General features: G+C 59.9%; 18 protein-coding genes. 14 read left to right on the forward strand and 4 right to left on the reverse strand.

The genetic code is table 11. From position 1 onward, the window contains the following. Positions 1-11: 11 nt before the first annotated feature. Positions 12-614: a peroxiredoxin gene (locus JBE38_RS13965; RefSeq protein WP_034096135.1), complete on the reverse strand. Its 603-nt coding sequence runs from the start codon at positions 612-614 to the stop codon at positions 12-14. Between the two features lie 244 nt (positions 615-858). Here JBE38_RS13965 and JBE38_RS13970 point away from each other — a divergent pair, with 244 nt between their 5' ends. Together JBE38_RS13970 and bfr are read left to right on the forward strand one after the other, a co-directional pair. Then, entirely contained in the window at positions 859-1,077 is a 219-nt protein-coding gene (locus tag JBE38_RS13970; protein WP_081086986.1) for a bacterioferritin-associated ferredoxin, read from the forward strand. 201 nt (positions 1,078-1,278) lie between these two features. After that, positions 1,279-1,749, forward strand: coding sequence for a bacterioferritin (gene bfr, locus JBE38_RS13975; protein ID WP_205344506.1), 471 nt, complete (start codon positions 1,279-1,281; stop codon positions 1,747-1,749). Between the two features lie 81 nt (positions 1,750-1,830). Here the strand turns inward: bfr and grxD are convergent, their stop codons facing one another. Beyond that, a complete protein-coding gene (gene grxD / locus JBE38_RS13980) occupies positions 1,831-2,169 on the reverse strand; it encodes a Grx4 family monothiol glutaredoxin (protein WP_060753947.1) in 339 nt (112 codons plus the stop codon). Between the two features lie 86 nt (positions 2,170-2,255). After that, entirely contained in the window at positions 2,256-4,364 is a 2,109-nt protein-coding gene (locus JBE38_RS13985) for a molybdopterin oxidoreductase family protein (RefSeq protein ID WP_205344507.1), read from the reverse strand. A gap of 433 nt (positions 4,365-4,797) precedes the next feature. On the opposite strand from JBE38_RS13985, the gene argF reads away from it, so the two are divergent. Beyond that, complete coding sequence (gene argF, locus JBE38_RS13990; RefSeq protein ID WP_090366486.1) at positions 4,798-5,718, forward strand: ornithine carbamoyltransferase; 921 nt, start codon at positions 4,798-4,800, stop codon at positions 5,716-5,718. Further along, positions 5,715-6,821: an ABC transporter ATP-binding protein gene (locus tag JBE38_RS13995; RefSeq protein ID WP_205344508.1), complete on the forward strand. Its 1,107-nt coding sequence runs from the start codon at positions 5,715-5,717 to the stop codon at positions 6,819-6,821. The genes argF and JBE38_RS13995 overlap by 4 nt, the downstream gene beginning before the upstream one ends. Positions 6,822-7,054: 233 nt before the next feature. Here JBE38_RS13995 and ybaK read toward each other — a convergent pair whose 3' ends face one another. After that, on the reverse strand, positions 7,055-7,525 hold the full coding sequence (gene ybaK / locus JBE38_RS14000) for a Cys-tRNA(Pro) deacylase (protein WP_060753943.1): 471 nt from the start codon (positions 7,523-7,525) through the stop codon (positions 7,055-7,057). A 327-nt stretch (positions 7,526-7,852) separates the two neighbouring features. Between ybaK and JBE38_RS14005 the strand changes: the two genes are divergently transcribed. The 10 genes from JBE38_RS14005 to JBE38_RS14050 all read left to right on the forward strand — a co-directional run bounded on the left by JBE38_RS14005 (position 7,853) and on the right by JBE38_RS14050 (position 20,042). Continuing rightward, positions 7,853-8,707, forward strand: coding sequence for an MIP/aquaporin family protein (locus tag JBE38_RS14005; RefSeq protein WP_060753942.1), 855 nt, complete (start codon positions 7,853-7,855; stop codon positions 8,705-8,707). Between the two features lie 81 nt (positions 8,708-8,788). After that, on the forward strand, positions 8,789-10,294 hold the full coding sequence (gene glpK / locus JBE38_RS14010; RefSeq protein ID WP_060753941.1) for a glycerol kinase GlpK: 1,506 nt from the start codon (positions 8,789-8,791) through the stop codon (positions 10,292-10,294). A 95-nt stretch (positions 10,295-10,389) separates the two neighbouring features. Beyond that, complete coding sequence (locus tag JBE38_RS14015) at positions 10,390-11,145, forward strand: DeoR/GlpR family transcriptional regulator (protein ID WP_060753940.1); 756 nt, start codon at positions 10,390-10,392, stop codon at positions 11,143-11,145. A 303-nt stretch (positions 11,146-11,448) separates the two neighbouring features. Continuing rightward, positions 11,449-12,987 (forward strand): glycerol-3-phosphate dehydrogenase, encoded by a 1,539-nt coding sequence (glpD, locus tag JBE38_RS14020; protein ID WP_205344509.1) that lies wholly within the window; start codon positions 11,449-11,451, stop codon positions 12,985-12,987. A 375-nt stretch (positions 12,988-13,362) separates the two neighbouring features. Further along, a complete protein-coding gene (locus JBE38_RS14025; protein WP_104995639.1) occupies positions 13,363-14,289 on the forward strand; it encodes a glutamate/aspartate ABC transporter substrate-binding protein in 927 nt (308 codons plus the stop codon). 194 nt (positions 14,290-14,483) lie between these two features. After that, entirely contained in the window at positions 14,484-15,230 is a 747-nt protein-coding gene (locus JBE38_RS14030) for an amino acid ABC transporter permease (protein WP_060753937.1), read from the forward strand. Next, complete coding sequence (locus JBE38_RS14035) at positions 15,230-15,901, forward strand: amino acid ABC transporter permease (RefSeq protein ID WP_060753936.1); 672 nt, start codon at positions 15,230-15,232, stop codon at positions 15,899-15,901. Before JBE38_RS14030 ends, JBE38_RS14035 begins: the two co-directional genes overlap by 1 nt. Then, positions 15,898-16,632, forward strand: coding sequence for an amino acid ABC transporter ATP-binding protein (locus tag JBE38_RS14040; RefSeq protein WP_060753935.1), 735 nt, complete (start codon positions 15,898-15,900; stop codon positions 16,630-16,632). The genes JBE38_RS14035 and JBE38_RS14040 overlap by 4 nt, the downstream gene beginning before the upstream one ends. Positions 16,633-16,794: 162 nt before the next feature. After that, positions 16,795-18,696 carry a sensor histidine kinase gene (locus tag JBE38_RS14045; protein WP_198763646.1) on the forward strand — a complete coding sequence of 634 codons (1,902 nt, stop codon included), beginning with the start codon at positions 16,795-16,797 and terminating at the stop codon, positions 18,694-18,696. Next, entirely contained in the window at positions 18,693-20,042 is a 1,350-nt protein-coding gene (locus tag JBE38_RS14050; protein WP_090366492.1) for a sigma-54-dependent transcriptional regulator, read from the forward strand. The genes JBE38_RS14045 and JBE38_RS14050 overlap by 4 nt, the downstream gene beginning before the upstream one ends. The last annotated feature ends 77 nt before the right edge of the window (positions 20,043-20,119 follow it).

The raw sequence follows: 20,119 nt of genomic DNA on the forward strand, positions 1-20,119 counted from the left end.
GCGATTCTGGCTTACAGCTTGCCAGCGTTCTCGGTCAGGTAAGCCGCAACGCCTTCTGGCGAAGCGTTCATGCCTTTGTCGCCTTTTTTCCAGTTGGCAGGGCAAACTTCGCCGTGCTCTTCGTGGAATTGCAAAGCGTCAACCAGACGGATCAGCTCTTCCATGTTACGGCCCAGCGGCAGGTCGTTGATGATCTGCGAGCGCACGACGCCCTTGTCATCGATCAGGAATGCGCCACGGAAAGCCACGCCGCCTTCGGACTCAACGTCGTAGGCTTTGGCAATCTCGTGCTTCATGTCGGCAGCCATGGTGTATTTGACTTTGCCGATACCGCCATCATTGATGGCAGTGTTGCGCCAAGCGTTGTGGGTGAAATGGGAGTCGATGGAAACAGCTACCACTTCAACGTTGCGCGCCTTGAAATCGTCCATGCGGTGGTCCAGAGCGATCAGCTCCGAAGGGCAGACGAAGGTGAAGTCCAGCGGGTAGAAGAACACCAGGCCGTATTTGCCTTTGATGGCTTCAGACAGTTTGAAGCTGTCTACGATTTCGCCGTTGCCGAGGACGGCAGGTACGTCGAAATCCGGGGCTTGTTTACCGACGAGTACGCTCATGGGGTATCTCCTGATGTGGGGTGACGATTGAAGTAAAAGGACCGGTCGTGAGTCTGCCGCATTCCGACGACAGCCCCGTGACGCAGTCACGCTTCGTGAAGACCGACCATCATACACTGAAAAAACCGTTCGTCAGTGCGGGCGCAGTGCCAGTAACGGACCCTACGATTCTACTTTGACAATCATTCTCGTTAACATTAAGATCCACCGCACTTAAGCCTCAAACCTGCGACGGTTCTCCCTTATGTATGTCTGCCTCTGCACTGGCGTCACCGACGGACAAATCCGCGAAGCAATCTACGAAGGTTGCTGCAGCTACAAGGAAGTACGCGAAACCACCGGCGTTGCCAGCCAGTGCGGAAAATGTGCGTGCCTGGCCAAGCAGGTGGTACGGGAAACCTTGACGCAGTTGCAGACAGCCCAGGGCGCGCTCCCCTATTCAGCAGAATTTACACACGCTTAAATCAGCATATTTTGAAGAACCGGACTTAGTGTCCGGTTTTTTTATGCCCGTAATTCAATTAGTTAGCGCCAAGACGCGGAACACAAACATTCTTATTCCTATTAATTTTCATTTATTATTCAATAACTTAGGTTTGACACCCCGTAATTGGCCGCTCAAACTCCGCCCTATACACAGCAATTACAGGGCAGGACCCCAGTCATGAAAGGCGACATCTCAGTCATCCAGCAACTCAATAAAATCCTTGCCAATGAACTGGTCGCGATCAATCAGTACTTTCTGCATGCGCGCATGTATGACGATTGGGGCCTGGAAAAGCTGGGCAAGCGTGAATACAAGGAATCCATCAAGGCCATGAAGGATTCGGACGCCCTGATCAAGCGCATCCTGTTCCTGGAAGGCCTGCCGAACGTGCAGGATCTGGGCAAGCTGAACATCGGCGAACACAGCAAGGAAATGATCAGCAGCGACCTGAAGTTCGAACACAAGAGCCACAGCGACCTCAAGGCTGCCATTGCACATTGCGAAAGCAAGGGCGACTTCGGCAGCCGCGAACTGCTGGAAGACATCCTGGAAGATCAGGAAGAGCATATCGACTGGCTGGAAACCCAACTGGGCCTGATCGACAAAGTCAGCCTGGAAAACTACCTGCAATCGCAGATGGGCGAATAAGCCCTTCGTACGCAGGTACAAAAAAGCCCCGCTCTCTCACGAGAAGCGGGGCTTTTTATTGCAGGACTTTCTACAAGAGCATCAAGCGTCAGTCTTGGCTGCTGCGTTTGCCGCTGCATCTTTGATCAGCGTTTGCAACGAACCATCAGCCGCCATCTCAACGATGATGTCACTGCCGCCGACCAGCTCACCGGCTACCCACAGTTGCGGGAACGTCGGCCAGTTGGCGTATTTCGGCAGGTTGGCGCGGATCTCAGGGTTTTGCAGGATATCCACGTAAGCGAATTTCTCGCCACACGCCATGATGGCCTGGGAAGCCTTCGCGGAGAAACCGCACTGAGGAGCGTTTGGCGCGCCCTTCATGTAAAGCAGAATGGTGTTGTTGGCAATCTGCTCTTTGATCGTTTCGATGATATCCATGGAACACCTCTGCAGGAACTTCGCGACTCACAGGTCGGCACGGTGACGCATTGTAACGCAAAATTCCAGCCTGGTGCTCAGGCAGCTTAAGCCGCCGCCACCCGCACGGGCACCCCGTTCAGCGCGGCGTTCCCGGATAACTCATCCAACTGCCGTTCATCGGTCAAGTCATTCGCACTGGCCCCTGGCTGCCCGCTGGCGATGGTCATCTGTACCCCGGGGCGGCCATGGCCCCAACCGTGGGGCAGGCTGACCACCCCGGGCATCATGTCCAGGCTGGCTAGCACCTCCACTTCGACCATGCCGATACGCGAGCTGACGCGTACCCGCTGACCATCACTCAACTGGCGCCGGGCAAGGTCGTCGGGATGCATCAGCAACTGGTGGCGAGGCTTGCCTTTCACCAGGCGGTGATAATTATGCATCCAGGAATTATTGCTGCGTACGTGCCGGCGACCGATCAGCAGCAGCTCATCGGCCATGGGCACCGGCTGTGCCGCGAAGCGCGCCAGATCCGCCAGGATCACGGCGGGCGCCGCCTGCACATGGCCATTCGCGGTTTTCAGGCGCGCCGCAAGATTGGGCTTGAGCGGTCCCAAGTCCACGCCATGGGGATGATCGAGCAACATCGCCACCGACAATTTGTGGCTGGAGGCATCGCCGTACACGCCGGCACGCAACCCGAAATCAATCATCTGTGCGGGCTCCATCGTCGGCTTGAGCGCCACACCGGTCCGCGTGGCAAAGGCCTTGGCCAGGCCGACAAAGATCTCCCAATCATGCAAGGCGCCCTCAGGCTTGGGCAGGATCGCGCGATTGAAACGGGTGACGTTACGCACGGCGAACATATTGAAGGTGGTGTCGTAGTGGTCGTTCTCCAGCGCCGAGGTGGACGGCAGGATCAGGTCGGCATAGCGCGTGGTTTCGTTGATGTAGAGGTCGATGCTGAGCATGAACTCAAGGCCATCCAGCGCTTGCTCCAGCTGGCGGCCGTTGGGCGTCGACAGTACCGGATTGCCTGCCACCGTCACCAGCGCACGGATCTGCCCTTCGCCTTCGGTCAGCATTTCTTCGGCCAACGCCGACACGGGCAACTCACCACCGTACTCCGGACGCCCGGAAACCCGACTCTGCCAACGATTGAAATGCCCGCCGGCGGTGGACGCCACCAGGTCCACCGCCGGGGTGGTGCACAGCGCACCACCGACACGGTCCAGATTGCCGGTCACCAGGTTGATCAGTTGCACCAGCCAATGGCACAGCGTGCCGAAGGCCTGGGTAGAGACGCCCATTCGCCCATAGCACACGGCCCTGTCGGCGGCGGCAAAGTCCCGCGCCAACTGGCGAATCTGCTCGGCCGGCACTGCACATTGACGGCTCATGGCGTCGGCGCTGAACCCGGCGATCGCGCGCCTCACCTCCTCAAGCCCCTCAACCGGCAAATGACTGGCGCGGGCCAGGTTTTCGCTGAACAGCGTGTTGAGCACTCCAAATAACAGCGCTGCATCCCCTCCCGGGCGCACGAACAGGTGTTGGTCAGCCATCGCTGCCGTCTCGCTGCGCCGTGGGTCGACCACCACCACTTTGCCGCCACGCGCCTGGATGGCTTTCAGGCGCTTCTCCACATCCGGCACGGTCATGATGCTGCCGTTGGACGCCAATGGGTTGCCGCCGAGGATCAGCATGAAGTCGGTGTGGTCGATATCCGGGATCGGCAACAGCAGGCCGTGGCCGTACATGAGGTGGCTGGTGAGATGGTGGGGCAACTGGTCCACCGAGGTGGCCGAGAACCGATTGCGCGTCTTGAGCAAGCCGAGGAAGTAGTTGCTGTGGGTCATCAGCCCGTAGTTGTGCACGCTGGGGTTGCCCTGATACACCGCCACTGCGTTCTGCCCATGCCGGGCCTGGATGCCGGCCAGCCGCTCGGCGACCTGTGTGAATGCCTCCTCCCACGAGATCGGCTGCCACTCGCTGCCCACCCTCAGCATCGGTTGGCGCAGACGGTCGGGATCATTCTGGATATCTTGCAGCGCCACGGCCTTGGGGCAGATATGCCCACGGCTGAACGTGTCCTGCGGGTCACCCTTGATCGAGGTGATCGCCAGGTGGCCGTCGTCGGCCAGGGTAGTTTCCAGGGTCAGCCCGCAGATAGCTTCACACAGATGGCAGGCTCGGTGGTGGAGAGTCTTGGTCATGGCCAGTCTCTTTATAAGGACTTTGGCCAGACTATGGACCCAGCCCCCCAGCGCCGCCAGCACCGTTCGCCGTGTGAATCGACGGCTATCAGGCCAAGCCATGGGGGCAAGCGTGAGCAAATGTTACAAGCTGCGCATGCCCTTCTGAAACCGACACAGCCTGGCCTGGGCCCGCCCTGGCGCATTGCAAAAGGCTGCAATGCCAGTGTACAAAGGCCCCACTGCTGTGAGGAATCAGTCTTCAAAAGCGCCTTCGCGCCCTTCTTGAACACCCATAAAACCGTAGCCCTATTGGTAAGACGCGACATTTAATGTCAATATCGCGCCTTCCCCTATTTCGTCGCCCCGTGCGGCTTTCGCCGCAGGTCTCGCCCGTTGTCACAATAAACAAGGCTTTGAGTATCTGCGGTCTGTTGCAAAAAGGTAGTTAATGATGAGCGCAAGGCACTTTCTCTCCCTGATGGATTGCACGCCCGAAGAGCTGGTCAGCGTGATCCGTCGAGGCATTGAGCTTAAAGACCTGCGTAACCGCGGCGTACTGTTTGAGCCCTTGAAAAACCGCGTACTCGGGATGATTTTCGAAAAGTCCTCGACGCGCACCCGCTTGTCCTTCGAAGCCGGCATGATCCAACTGGGCGGCCAGGCGATCTTCCTGTCGCCGCGTGATACCCAACTGGGACGGGGTGAGCCGATCAGCGACTGCGCCATCGTCATGTCGCGCATGCTCGATGCGGTGATGATCCGTACCTTCGCCCACAGCACATTGACTGAATTTGCCGCCAACTCCCGTGTACCGGTGATCAATGGCCTGTCCGATGACCTGCATCCCTGCCAATTGCTGGCCGACATGCAAACCTTCCTTGAGCATCGCGGCGCGATCCAGGGCAAGACCGTGGCCTGGATCGGCGATGGCAACAACATGTGCAACAGCTATATAGAAGCGGCGATCCAGTTCGACTTCCAACTGCGCATTGCTTGCCCCGAAGGCTACGAGCCGGATGCGCGCTTCCTTGCGCAGGCGGGTGACCGCGTCACCATCGTGCGCAACCCGCGCGATGCGGTGATCGGTGCGCACCTGGTGAGTACCGACGTCTGGACCTCCATGGGCCAGGAAGAAGAAACCGCCAAGCGCCTGACCCTGTTCGCACCGTTCCAGGTCACCCGCGCCCTGCTCGACCTGGCTGCGCCGGACGTCCTGTTCATGCACTGCCTCCCGGCTCACCGTGGCGAAGAAATCAGCCTCGACTTACTCGACGACCCTCGCTCGGTCGCCTGGGACCAGGCCGAAAACCGTCTGCACGCGCAGAAAGCCCTGCTCGAATTCCTGGTTGAGCCGGCGTATCACCACGCATGAGTCATAGTCTTCTGCTGAACCTGCACAATCTGGCATGCGGCTATCAAGCTCAACGGGTGGTGCAGAACCTCAACCTGCACCTCAATGCAGGTGGCATCGGTTGCTTGCTGGGCTCCTCGGGCTGCGGCAAAACCACCACCCTGCGTGCGATTGCCGGGTTTGAACCGGTGCACGAAGGTGAAATCCGCCTGGCCGGCGAAGTCATCTCCAGTGCAGGTTTCACCTTGGCACCCGAGAAGCGTCGCGTCGGCATGGTGTTCCAGGACTACGCACTGTTTCCGCACCTGAGCGTGGCCGACAACATCGCCTTCGGCATTCGCAAACACCCGCAAAAAGACCGCGTGGTCGCCGAGCTGCTCGAACTGGTCAACCTGAAGAACCTGGGCCAGCGCTTTCCCCATGAGCTTTCCGGTGGCCAACAGCAACGGGTCGCCCTCGCCCGCGCCCTGGCGCCGGAGCCGCAGCTTTTGCTGCTCGACGAACCCTTCTCCAACCTCGACGGCGAACTGCGACGCAAGCTCAGCCATGAAGTGCGTGACATCCTCAAGGCACGCGGCACCAGTGCGATCCTGGTCACCCACGACCAGGAAGAAGCTTTCGCCGTCAGTGATCAGGTCGGGGTTTTCAAAGAGGGTCGCCTTGAACAGTGGGACACGCCCTACAACCTCTATCACCAGCCGCAGACACCTTACGTGGCCAGCTTCGTCGGCCAAGGCTATTTCATTCGCGGCCAGCTGAGTTCGCCGCAATCGGTCAGCACCGAACTGGGCGACTTGCGCGGTAAGCGTGCCTATACCTGGCCTACAGGTGGCGCAGTGGACGTATTGCTGCGCCCGGATGACATCGTTTATGCACCGGACAGCCCGTTGAAAGCGCGGATTGTCGGCAAAACCTTCCTCGGTGCCTCGACCTTGTACCGCTTGCAGTTGCCAACGGGCGCTCAATTGGAGTCGATCTTCCCCAGCCATGCCGATCACCGGGTCGGGGCAGATGTGGGCATTCGTGTTGCCGCTGAACATCTGGTGCTGTTCCAGGCGTCAGGCAGCGTTGCCGCGCAGGTCCCGCACGCCGACGCCGGCGTACGCCGCTACAACCCGGCGTAACGACCGGCCACGCCCTAATGCCAGTCAGTTAAAGGGTGGGATGTAGAACACATCGTCTGTAGTGAGCGGGCTTGCCCCGCGCTGGGTGGCGCAGCCGCCCCAACAAGGACGCCGTGGTGTTTCAGGAAGATCGCGGTGACTGGATTTGGGGCGGCTTTGCCACCCAGCGCGGGGCAAGCCCGCTCACTACAGACTTTGGTCGCGGCAGGTTCTCTTAACTGACGAGCATTAGGTCATGCCCGGCCAATTTCGGCGAATTTGGCCTGGGTATGTTCAGCCAGTACGGCCGCCGGTAGCTCAACCTCCAAGCCCCTCCTGCCTGCACTGACAAAAATCGTCGCAAACGGTTGTGCCGTTACATCGATGAACGTGCGCAGACGCTTTTTCTGGCCCAGCGGGCTGATTCCGCCCAACAGGTAACCGGTAGCGCGTTGCGCCGAAGCCGGGTCCGCCATCTCGACTTTTTTCACCCCTGCGGCGTGGGCCAGGGCTTTTAAATCCAGACTTCCGACGACCGGCACCACCGCCACCAGCAACTCACCTTTCTCGCTGCTGGCCAGCAGCGTCTTGAATACCTGCGCCGGGTCGAGCGCCAATTTTTCCGCGGCCTCCAAGCCATACGACGCCGCCTTGGGGTCATGTTCATAACTGTGGATGCGATGTTCGGCGCGAACTTTTTTCAACAGGTCCAATGCGGGGGTCATGAGCGCTCCAGGCTGGGCAAACTGATGGCCAATTCTAGGCCAAGTCCATGCAAAACGCTCTAGTGCGCCCCTGAGATAACCCTTGTGCAACGCGCCTGGCATGATCATTCACCACACCAATAGTTCGAAAATGACCAATAGTTCACTTTCGACCTTTGACAGCCGTCATTCTTGTCTATATTTTTTCGTTTACGAATACTGCAGGAATACCACCCGCAGCACTCGAGCAGTAGACCGCGAGTCAGGATGGGGATCCTTTCCACGGTAAAAGTCGACGCTCGCCCATTGCGACGAGACAACAGACAACAACAAAAACAGAGGTTTTCCATGACAACTGCTCTTCAACAGCCTTCACTTTCGAGCCAATGCATGGCCGAGTTCCTGGGGACTGCGCTTCTGATCTTCTTCGGTACCGGTTGTGTGGCTGCGCTCAAGGTAGCGGGTGCCAGCTTCGGGTTATGGGAAATCAGCATTATCTGGGGGGTCGGCGTAAGTATGGCGATCTACCTGAGTGCCGGCATTTCCGGGGCTCACCTCAACCCGGCAGTCAGCATCGCCCTGTGCATCTTTGCCGATTTCGAAAAGCGCAAACTGCCCTTCTATATCCTGGCCCAGATCGCCGGTGCGTTTTGCGCCGCCGCGTTGGTCTATACGCTCTACAGCAACCTGTTTTTCGATTACGAACAAACCCACCATATGGTTCGCGGCTCCCAGGCCAGCCTGGAATTGGCGTCGGTGTTCTCCACCTACCCCCATGCGCTGCTGAGCACAGCCCAGGCGTTCCTGGTAGAGATGATCATCACCGCGATCCTGATGGGTGTGATCATGGCGCTGACCGACGACAACAATGGTTTGCCACGCGGCCCGCTGGCACCTCTGCTGATCGGCCTGCTGATTGCGGTGATCGGTAGCGCCATGGGCCCGCTGACCGGTTTTGCGATGAACCCGGCACGTGACTTTGGCCCCAAGCTGATGACCTTTTTCGCCGGTTGGGGTGAAATGGCCTTCACCGGTGGTCGCGATATTCCTTACTTCCTGGTGCCGATTTTCGCTCCGATCGTCGGCGCATGCCTCGGTGCTGCAGCCTATCGCGGGTTGATTGCCCGTCACCTGCCGAGCGCCGCACCCACTGTTTCTGAAACAACTGACACGGCTGTCAACGGCAAGACGCATATTTCCTGATAGCGCCGGCCTGGCGCCCACTGCCCTTTTTGCGGCCCAGGCTGGTTAATAACTTCCTTATTTTCGTCCAAGGCAATCGACATGACCGACATTCAGAACAAGAACTACATCATTGCCCTTGATCAGGGCACCACCAGTTCGCGGGCGATCATTTTCGATCGCGACGCCAACGTGGTGTGCACCGCCCAGCGTGAATTCGCTCAGCATTACCCACAGGCTGGCTGGGTTGAACATGACCCGATGGAAATCTTCGCCACCCAGAGCGCGGTGATGGTCGAGGCCCTGGCCCAGGCTGGCCTGCACCATGACCAGGTAGCCGCCATCGGCATCACCAACCAGCGTGAAACCACCGTGGTGTGGGACAAAATCACCGGCCGCCCGATCTACAACGCGATCGTCTGGCAGTGCCGCCGCAGCACCGAGATCTGCCAGCAGCTCAAGCGCGATGGCCATGAGCAATACATCAGCGACGCCACGGGCCTGGTGACCGACCCGTACTTCTCCGGCACCAAGCTCAAGTGGATCCTCGACAACGTCGAAGGCAGCCGCGAGCGTGCCCGCAGCGGCGAGCTGCTGTTCGGCACCATCGACAGCTGGCTGATCTGGAAATTTACCGGCGGCAAGACCCACGTTACCGACTACACCAACGCCTCGCGCACCATGCTCTTCAACATCCACACCCTGGAGTGGGATGCGAAGATGCTGGAGATCCTGGATATCCCGCGAGAAATGCTGCCGGAAGTGAAATCTTCCTCGGAAATCTACGGCCGCACCAAAAGTGGCATTGCCATCGGCGGCATCGCCGGTGACCAGCAAGCCGCCCTGTTCGGCCAGATGTGCGTAGAAGCGGGTCAAGCCAAGAACACCTACGGCACCGGTTGTTTCCTGCTGATGAACACCGGCGACAAAGCCGTGAAGTCCAAGCACGGTATGCTCACCACCATCGCCTGTGGCCCACGCGGCGAAGTGGCCTACGCCCTGGAAGGCGCGGTATTCAATGGTGGCTCCACCGTGCAGTGGCTGCGCGATGAGTTGAAAATCATCAACGACGCCCACGACACCGAATACTTCGCCGGCAAGGTCAAGGACAGCAACGGCGTATACCTGGTGCCGGCCTTCACCGGACTGGGTGCTCCGTACTGGGACCCCTATGCACGCGGCGCGCTGTTCGGCCTGACCCGTGGCGTACGCGTGGACCACATTATTCGTGCAGCCCTGGAGTCGATTGCCTACCAGACTCGCGACGTTCTCGACGCCATGCAACAGGACTCGGGCGAACGCCTCAAGGCCCTGCGCGTGGACGGCGGCGCAGTGGCCAACAACTTCCTGATGCAGTTCCAGGCCGACATCCTCGGCACTCAGGTCGAGCGCCCGCAAATGCGCGAAACCACAGCCCTCGGTGCGGCATACCTGGCAGGCCTGGCGTGCGGTTTCTGGGGCAGCCTGGACGAGTTGCGCGGTAAAGCGGTGATCGAGCGCGAATTCGAACCTCAGCTCGATGAGGCAGCCAAGGAGAAGTTGTACTCCGGCTGGCAAAAAGCGGTCAGCCGCACCCGCGACTGGGAGCCTCACGAAGGCGCTGAATAAGCCAGGCACCGAGCCCAAATCGGGTTGTAACTGGCGGGGAGCCGCTTGCTGCGTCATCATGGGCCACTTTTGTATGGCAGCCCAAAGGACGCCCCATGAATCTGCCTCCCCGCCAACAACAAATCCTCGAACTGGTCCGCGAACGCGGCTACGTCAGTATCGAGGAAATGGCGCAGCTGTTCGCTGTCACCCCGCAAACCATCCGCCGCGATATCAACCAGCTGGCGGACGCCAATCTGCTGCGCCGCTACCACGGCGGCGCGGCCTATGACTCCAGTGTCGAGAACACCGCGTACGCCATGCGTGCCGACCAGATGCGCGATGAGAAACAGCGCATCGGTGAAGCCATCGCCGCGCAGATTCCCGACCATGCCTCATTGTTCATAAATATTGGCACCACCACCGAGTCCATAGCCCGTGCGCTGCTCAATCACAACCACCTGAAAATCATCACCAACAACCTCAACGTCGCCGCCATGCTCAGCACCAAGGACGATTTCGATGTGTTGCTGACCGGTGGCAATGTGCGCCGCGACGGCGGTGTCGTGGGCCAGGCGAGTGTCGACTTCATCAACCAGTTCAAGGTCGATTTTGCCCTGGTCGGCATCAGCGGCATCGACGAAGACGGCAGTCTGTTGGATTTCGACTATCAGGAAGTGCGGGTTTCGCAGGCGATCATCGCCAATGCGCGCCAAGTGATCCTGGCGGCGGACTCGAGCAAATTCGGGCGCAACGCCATGATTCGACTGGGGCCAATCAGCCTGGTGGATTGCCTGGTGACCGACCAGCAACCGGTACCGGCGTTGGTGCAGCTATTGAACCAGCACAAGGTTCGCCTGGAAGTCGTCTGAAGACTACAAATAACCTGTAGTGAGCGAGCTTGCCTCGCGCTGGGCTGCGAAGCGGCCCCATTAGGTCCACTGCAATCTTCCAGACAGACATGCGGTGGCTGGGTTAGGGCCGCTTCGCAGCCCAGCGCGAGGCAAGCTCGCTCACTACAGACTGCCTTCATGTTCACAAATTTTCCTTTCCCCGCCCTTCGATGAGTTTTTTCAATCGAAGTCGGGTGGCTGTGCGCGCGTTTATCAGCTACCATTTTCGCAAATGAACATTAATGTTCGAATTCAAAGACGAAAAGATCGCGAGGCCAGCCGATGACTCCTTCCACCTTGCCTGCTCCACCGCTTGCCGAAGTCTATGACGTTGCCGTAATCGGTGGCGGGATCAATGGCGTCGGCATTGCAGCAGACGCAGCCGGGCGCGGGTTGTCGGTATTCCTTTGCGAAAAGGACGACCTGGCCAGCCACACATCGTCTGCCAGCAGCAAGCTGATTCACGGCGGCCTGCGCTACCTGGAACATTATGAGTTCCGCCTGGTGCGTGAAGCCCTGGCTGAACGTGAAGTGCTGTTAGCCAAGGCGCCGCACATCGTCAAGCCCATGCGTTTCGTGTTGCCGCACCGCCCGCACTTGCGCCCGGCGTGGATGATTCGTGCCGGCCTGTTCCTGTATGACCACCTGGGCAAACGCGAAAAACTTGCAGGCTCCAAAAGCCTCAAGTTCGGCCCTGACAGCCCGCTGAAAAGCGAAATCACCAAAGGCTTCGAATATTCCGATTGCTGGGTGGATGACGCCCGCCTCGTGGTACTCAACGCCATGGCCGCCCGCGAGAAAGGCGCCCATGTCCATACCCAGACCCGTTGCGTCAGTGCACGTCGCAGCAACGGCATGTGGGAAATGAACATGGAACGTGCCGATGGCAGCCTGTTCTCGATCCGCGCCCGTGCGCTGGTGAATGCCGCAGGCCCCTGGGTCGCCAAATTCATCAAGGACGACCTGAAGCTGGATTCGCCTTACGGCATCCGCCTGATCCAGGGCAGCCACCTGATCGTGCCGCGACTGTACGAAGGCGCCCACGCGCATATCCTGCAGAACGAAGACCAGCGTATCGTCTTCACCATTCCGTACTTGGACCACCTGACCATCATCGGCACCACCGACCGCGAATACACCGGCGACCCGGCTAAAGTGGCGATTACTGAAGGTGAAACCGACTACATGCTCAAGGTGGTCAACGCTCACTTCAAGAAGCAACTGAGCCGCGACGACATCGTCCACACCTACTCCGGCGTGCGTCCGCTGTGCAACGACGAGTCGGATAACCCGTCGGCCATCACCCGCGACTACACCCTGGCACTGTCCGGTGGCAATGGTGAAGCGCCGATCCTGTCGGTATTCGGCGGCAAGCTGACCACCTACCGCAAGTTGGCGGAGTCGGCGATGGCACAGCTGGCGCCGTTCTTCACCCAGATGCGTCCAAGCTGGACCGTAACGGCCAGCCTGCCCGGCGGCGAAAACATGACCACGCCACAAGCGCTGGCCGAGGCCATTCGCAGCCGATTCGACTGGGTACCGAGCGAACTCGCCCAACGCTGGGCCACCACGTATGGCAGCCGCACCTGGCGCCTGTTGGAGGGTGTGCAAGCGCCGGCCGACCTGGGCGAGCACCTGGGTGGTGGCCTGTACACCCGCGAAGTCGACTACCTGTGCGCCGAAGAGTGGGTGACACAAGCGCAGGACGTGCTGTGGCGCCGGACCAAACTGGGCCTGTTCACCACCGCGCAAGAACAGGACAACCTGCAACGCTACCTCTCCCAGGTTGAGCAGAACCGCAGCAAGACCCAGGCGGCCTGACCCTCCATCCCGTAGAAGCGAGCCCGCTCGCGAAAAACCTGAGAGCGCCGCGTTTATCCAGAATGAACGCGGCGTTTTTGCGCCTGTTGGCGAGCGAGTCTGCTCCTACACGCTCCCCTCATTGCATTCGGTTTTCCGAACGCAACACTCCAACCTATTCGGTTTGCCGGATCCGACGGTTACATATTTGCCGTCACACAAAGTTAATAATCATATAAATCATGTAGTTAACCTTTTATTCCTGGTCTGGCACGACTCATGCTCTACACTCCCTGAGGATTGCCTGAGACGCTTCAGGAGCCGTCACAGGCATTCGCTGTACAAGAGAGCCGTTTAGCCGGCTTTATAAAAAAAACAAATGTCGAGGAAGTATTGATGCGCATCGTTCCCCATATCCTGGGCGCAGCTATCGCTGCTGCTCTGATCAGCACTCCAGTTTTCGCCGCCGAACTCACCGGCACACTGAAGAAAATCAATGACTCCGGCACCATCACTCTCGCGCACCGCGACAGTTCCATCCCGTTTTCCTACATTGCGGATGGTTCGGGCAAACCTGTGGGCTACTCCCACGACGTTCAGCTGGCTGTGGTTGAAGCCCTGAAAAAAGACCTGAACAAACCCGACCTCAAGGTCAAGTACAACCTGGTCACCTCGCAAACCCGCATCCCGTTGATCCAGAACGGCACCGCGGACCTTGAGTGCGGCTCCACCACCAACAACGCCGAACGCGCCCAGCAAGTTGATTTCACCGTCAACATCTTCGAAATCGGCACCCGCCTGCTGGTCAAGAAAGACAAGGATGGCAAGCCGTCCTACGCTGACTTTGCCGACCTGAAAGGCAAGAACGTCGTGACCACCGCCGGCACCACGTCCGAGCGCATCATCAAGGCGATGAACGCCGACAAGCAGATGGGCATGAACGTCATCTCCGCCAAAGACCATGGCGAATCCTTCCAGATGCTGGAAAGCGGCCGCGCCGTTGCCTTCATGATGGACGACGCCCTGCTCGCCGGTGAAGAAGCCAAGGCCAAGAAGCCGGATGACTGGGTCATTACCGGCACTCCGCAGTCCTTCGAAGCCTATGCCTGCATGGTTCGCAAAGACGACCCAGCGTTCAAGAAAGCTGTAGATGACGCTATCGTTGGCCTGTTCAAGTCCGGCGAAATCAACAAGATCTACAGCAAATGGTTCGAAAGCCCGATCCCACCGAAAGGCCTGAACCTGAACTTCCCGATGAGCGAGAAGGTGAAGGAGCTGATCGCCAACCCAAGCGACAAGCCGGCACCTGACGTAAAAATCTGATACCTGACTAAGCTTATCTCCTGAGGGAGCCAACCCTCCCTCAGGCGTCTGTTACTACCTGCTGGCTTTAATTTGGAACACTCGACCTGGCGGTTTTCGAGCCGATCGCGTGTGCCTGGCGTTCACCGTCAGGTGGGAAAGGATCTTCCCCAAGCGGGTGCTTGTACATCGATCGATCTCGAGGGGAGACCCTAATGAATTACAACTGGGACTGGGGCGTATTCTTCAAGTCCACCGGCGTTGGCAGCGAGACTTATCTCGACTGGTATATCGCCGGCCTGGGCTGGACCATCGCCATCGCTGTCGTGGCATGGATTATCGCCTTGCTGCTGGGCTCCATTCTGGGGGTCATGCGCACCGTGCCAAGCCGCCTCGTATCGGGCATCGCGACCTGCTACGTGGAACTGTTTCGTAACGTGCCGCTGCTGGTTCAGCTGTTCATCTGGTACTTCCTGGTGCCCGACATGCTGCCGCAGAACCTGCAGGACTGGTACAAACAAGACCTCAACCCGACCACCTCGGCCTACCTGAGCGTAGTGGTGTGCCTGGGCCTGTTCACCGCCGCCCGTGTGTGTGAGCAAGTGCGTACCGGCATCCAGGCGCTGCCACGCGGCCAGGAATCCGCGGCGCGCGCCATGGGCTTCAAGCTGCCGCAGATCTACTGGAACGTGCTGCTGCCCCAGGCTTACCGGATCATCATTCCGCCGCTCACCTCGGAGTTCCTCAACGTGTTCAAGAACTCCTCCGTGGCGTCCTTGATCGGCCTGATGGAGCTGCTGGCGCAAACCAAGCAGACCGCCGAGTTCTCGGCCAACCTGTTTGAAGCGTTCACCCTGGCCACACTGATCTACTTCACCCTGAACATGAGCCTGATGTTGCTGATGCGCCTGGTCGAGAAGAAAGTCGCCGTGCCCGGCCTGATCTCCGTGGGGGGTAAATAATGGACTTCGATTTCAGCGGCATCATCCCCGCTATCCCAGGCCTGTGGAACGGCATGCTCATGACCCTGCAACTGATGGTCATGGGCGTGATCGGCGGCATCGCGCTGGGCACCGTGCTCGCGCTGATGCGCCTGTCGTCCAGCAAGCTGCTGTCGAGCCTGGCCGGCGCCTATGTGAACTACTTCCGCTCGATCCCACTGCTGTTGGTGATCACCTGGTTCTACCTGGCGGTGCCGTTCGTATTGCGCTGGATCACCGGCGAGGACACTCCGATCGGCGCGTTCACGTCCTGCGTCGTGGCCTTCATGATGTTCGAAGCCGCGTACTTCTGTGAAATCGTGCGGGCCGGCGTGCAGTCGATCCCCAAGGGCCAGATGGGCGCGGCACAAGCGATGGGCATGACCTATGGCCAGACCATGCGCCTGATCATCCTGCCCCAGGCGTTCCGCAAGATGACCCCGTTGCTGCTGCAACAGTCGATCATCCTGTTCCAGGACACCTCGCTGGTCTATACCGTGGGCCTGGTGGACTTCCTCAACTCTGCCCGCTCCAACGGCGACATCATCGGCCGCTCCAATGAGTTCCTGATCTTCGCCGGTGTCGTCTACTTCATCATCAGCTTTTCCGCCTCGCTGCTGGTCAAGCGTCTGCAAAAAAGGTTTGCCGTATGATCTCTATCAAGAACATCAACAAGTGGTATGGCGACTTCCAGGTGCTGACCGATTGCAGCACCGAGGTTAAAAAAGGCGAAGTGATCGTGGTGTGCGGGCCTTCGGGCTCGGGCAAATCCACCCTGATCAAATGCGTCAACGCGCTGGAACCGTTCCAGAAGGGCGACATCGTGGTCGACGGCACCTCCATCGCCGACCCGAAGACCAACCTGCCGAAACTGCGCTCGCGCGTGGGCATGGTGTTCCAGCACTTCGAACTGTTCCCGCACCTGACCATCACCGAAAACCTGACCATCGCGCAAATCAAGGTGCTTGGCCGCAGCAAGGAAGAAGCCACCAAGAAGGGCCTGCAACTGCTTGACCGCGTCGGCCTGTCGGCACACGCCCACAAGCATCCGGGCCAACTCTCCGGCGGCCAGCAACAGCGGGTGGCGATTGCCCGCGCCCTGGCCATGGACCCGATCGTCATGCTGTTCGACGAACCCACTTCGGCCCTCGACCCGGAAATGGTCAACGAAGTGCTCGACGTAATGGTGCAACTGGCCCAGGAAGGCATGACCATGATGTGCGTGACCCACGAAATGGGCTTTGCCCGTAAAGTGGCCGACCGCGTGATTTTCATGGATGCCGGCAAGATCATCGAAGACTGCCCGAAAGAAGAGTTCTTCGGCGATATCAGCGCCCGCTCCGAGCGTGCACAGCACTTCCTTGAGAAAATCCTGCAGCACTAAGTACTCCGTAGCTGCCCCTGTAGAAACCGGGTCAATGTGGGAGGTGGCTTGCTCCCGATAGCGCTATATCAGCCAATGCATATTCAGCTGAACCACCGCTATCGGGAGCAAGCCCCCTCCCACACTGGACCGGCAAGCTCTGGTTGACCCAAGGCATCTGTGATGAAATGCGACCCCAACCAATTTCGCGCCGCACCGCCATCACTTGCCGTGAAACCACGTCTGATTCGCCAACTGTTCCTGCCGCCGTTGATCATCGCCCTGATGATCGGCTTGGGTTATATCGGGTTCTGGGTCAGTGAGTTCTATGGCATCCGCACGCTCAGCGACACGGGCGAACGCCAGTTGGAGCTGCACGCTCGCACCGTCGAAAGTGAACTGAGCAAATACACCTATCTGCCCAGCCTCCTGGAATTGGAGTCCAGCGTTTCCCAACTGCTGGCCGACCCGAACCAGGAGACGCGCAAAACCGTCAACGATTACCTGGAGGGCCTGAACCGGCGCAGTCGCAGCCGGGCCATCTACGTGATGGACACTACCGGCCGCGTGTTGGCGACCAGTAACTGGCGCGATGCCGACAGTTACCAGGGTGAGGACCTGTCCTTCCGCGCCTATTTCCAGAACGCCGTGCGTGGCCAACCCGGCCGCTTCTACGGCATCGGCAGCACCAACGGCGAGCCCGGCTACTACCTGGCCCACGGCCTGGAAGAGCACGGCAAGATCATCGGCGTGGCCGTGGTCAAAGTGCGCCTCGAAGCCCTGGAGGAGCGCTGGCAACGTGCGCGCCTCGAAGCGTTTGTCAGTGATGAAAACGGCATCATCATCCTTTCCAGCGACCCGGCCCGCCGACTCAAGGCGGTGCGCCCGCTGAGCGATGACACCAAGGAACGCCTGGCGCACAGCCTGCAATATTACTGGGCGACCCTGAACGAGCTCGAACCCCTGGCCCGCGAGCGCCTCAACGAAGGCAGCGAGAAACTGACCTTCCCGGCCAACAGTGAAGTGGTAAACGACGAGCACGCCGTCAGTTACCTGGCACAAACCCGTCCGCTCAACGACACACCGTGGAATTTCACCCTGCTGACGCCGCTCAATGACCTGCGCCGCGCTGCGATCAATCAAGGCATCCTGGTGGCCGTCGCCTTTGGCCTGGTGGCCTTTCTGCTGATCGCCTGGAACGAACGGCGCAAGGTCATCGCCACCCGTCTCGCGGCCCGCGAAGCCTTGCAGGAAGCCAACAGCCAACTGGAGCGGCGGATTGCCGAACGCACCGCCGACCTGCGCGCCAGCAATGAACGGCTCAAGGGCCAGATCCGCGAACGGCGCCAGGCCGAAGAAACCTTGCGCCGCGCCCAGGACGAACTGGTACAGGCGGGCAAGTTGGCAGCCATCGGACAGATGTCCACCAGTATCGCCCATGAATTGAACCAGCCGCTGGCGGCGCTGCGCACGCTGTCGGGCAACACCGTGCGCTTCCTTGAGCGCGGCGCCCTCGACACCGCCAGCACCAACCTCAAGACTATCAACGAACTGATCGATCGCATGGGCCGCATCACCGCCAGCCTGCGCTCGTTCGCCCGACGCGGTGACGACCAGGGCGAGGCCAGCCTTGGCAAAGCCGTGGACGCTGCGTTCCAGGTGCTCGGCGCACGCCTGGACGGCCTGCCGATCACCCTGCACCGCGACTTCGCCGACGCCCAGTTGCAGATCGACCAGACGCGCCTGGAGCAGATCCTGGTCAACCTGATCGGCAACGCCCTCGACGCCATGCAGGCACAGCCGGCCCCCGAACTGTGGCTGGAAGGCCACAGCGCCGACGGCAAATATCGCCTGCACGTGCGTGACAACGGTCATGGTATCGACCCCGAGGCGCGCAAACATTTATTCGAACCCTTCTTCACCACCAAGCCAGGCGAGCAGGGCCTGGGCCTGGGCCTGACCCTGTCCGCCAGCCTCGCGGCGGCCACCGGCGGCAACCTCGCCGTGGAACACCCGGCCAGTGGTGGTACTGCCTTTGTCCTGTGCTTGCCGCTGGCGGGCGCTCAAACAGCTGAGTCGACATGAATACAGACGCTACAGCCCCCAAGGACGGCCTCACCGTCCTGATCGTCGAAGACGACCCCCATGTATTGCTCGGTTGCCAGCAGGCCCTGGCACTGGAAGACATTCCCAGCGTGGGCGTAGGCAGTGCCGAAGAAGCGCTCAAGCGCATTGGTGAGAACTTTGCCGGCATCGTGATCAGCGATATCCGCCTGCCGGGCATCGACGGCCTGGAGCTGTTGACCCGCCTCAAGGCCCTGGATAAAAGCCTGCCGGTGGTACTGATCACCGGCCATGGCGATATCTCCATGGCGGTGGGCGCCATGCGCAACGGCGCCTACGACTTCATGGAAAAACCCTTCTCCCCCGAGCGCCTGGTCGACGTGGCGCGCCGAGCCCTGGAGCAACGCAGCCTGGCGCGGGAAGTCTGGTCGCTGCGCCGTCAGTTGGCTGAACGCGATTCCCTGGAAGGCCGCATCATCGGCCGCTCGCCGGCCATGCAGAACCTGCGTGAACTGATCGCCAATGTCGCCGACACCTCAGCCAACGTGCTGATCGAAGGTGAAACCGGCACCGGCAAGGAACTGGTCGCGCGCTGCCTGCATGATTTCAGCCGGCGCCACGCTCACCAATTCGTCGCGTTGAACTGCGGCGGCCTGCCGGAGAACCTCTTCGAAAGCGAGATTTTCGGCCATGAAGCCAACGCATTCACCGGCGCCGGCAAACGCCGTATCGGCAAGATCGAGCACGCCCACGAAGGCACACTGTTCCTCGATGAAGTGGAAAGCATGCCGATCAACCTGCAGATCAAATTGTTGCGGGTGTTGCAGGAGCGCACGCTCGAACGCCTGGGGTCGAACCAGAGCGTAGCGGTGGATTGCCGGGTGATCGCCGCCACCAAATCCGACCTCGACGAGCTGAGCCGTGCCAGCCAGTTCCGCAGCGACCTGTACTACCGCCTCAACGTGGTGACCCTGGAGTTGCCACCGCTGCGCGAGCGCCGCGAAGACATCCTGCAACTGTTCGAACACTTCCTGCAGCAATCGTCCCTGCGTTTCGACCGCGCCGCGCCGGAGCTGGACAACCAGACCCTGTCGAGCCTGATGAGCCACGACTGGCCCGGTAACGTGCGCGAACTGCGCAACGTCGCCGAACGTTTCGCCCTGGGCCTGCCCGCCTTCAAGAAAAGCGGTGCCAGCAGCGGCAACCAGGGCCTGGCCTTCACCGAAGCGGTGGAAGCCTTCGAACGCAACCTGCTCAACGATGCCCTGCAACGCAGCGGCGGCAACCTGACCCAGGCCAGCCAGGAACTGGGGATGGCCAAGACCACGCTGTTCGACAAGGTCAAGAAATATGGCTTGAGCCACTAAGTCACAGGAGCCCCCACTCCTATCGCGACCTAACTTGTAGTGAGCGGGCTTGCCGCCCAGCGCAGGGCAAGCCCTAA

The organism is Pseudomonas sp. ICBG1301 (assembly GCF_016918385.1).
Taxonomy (GTDB): domain Bacteria; phylum Pseudomonadota; class Gammaproteobacteria; order Pseudomonadales; family Pseudomonadaceae; genus Aquipseudomonas; species Aquipseudomonas palleroniana.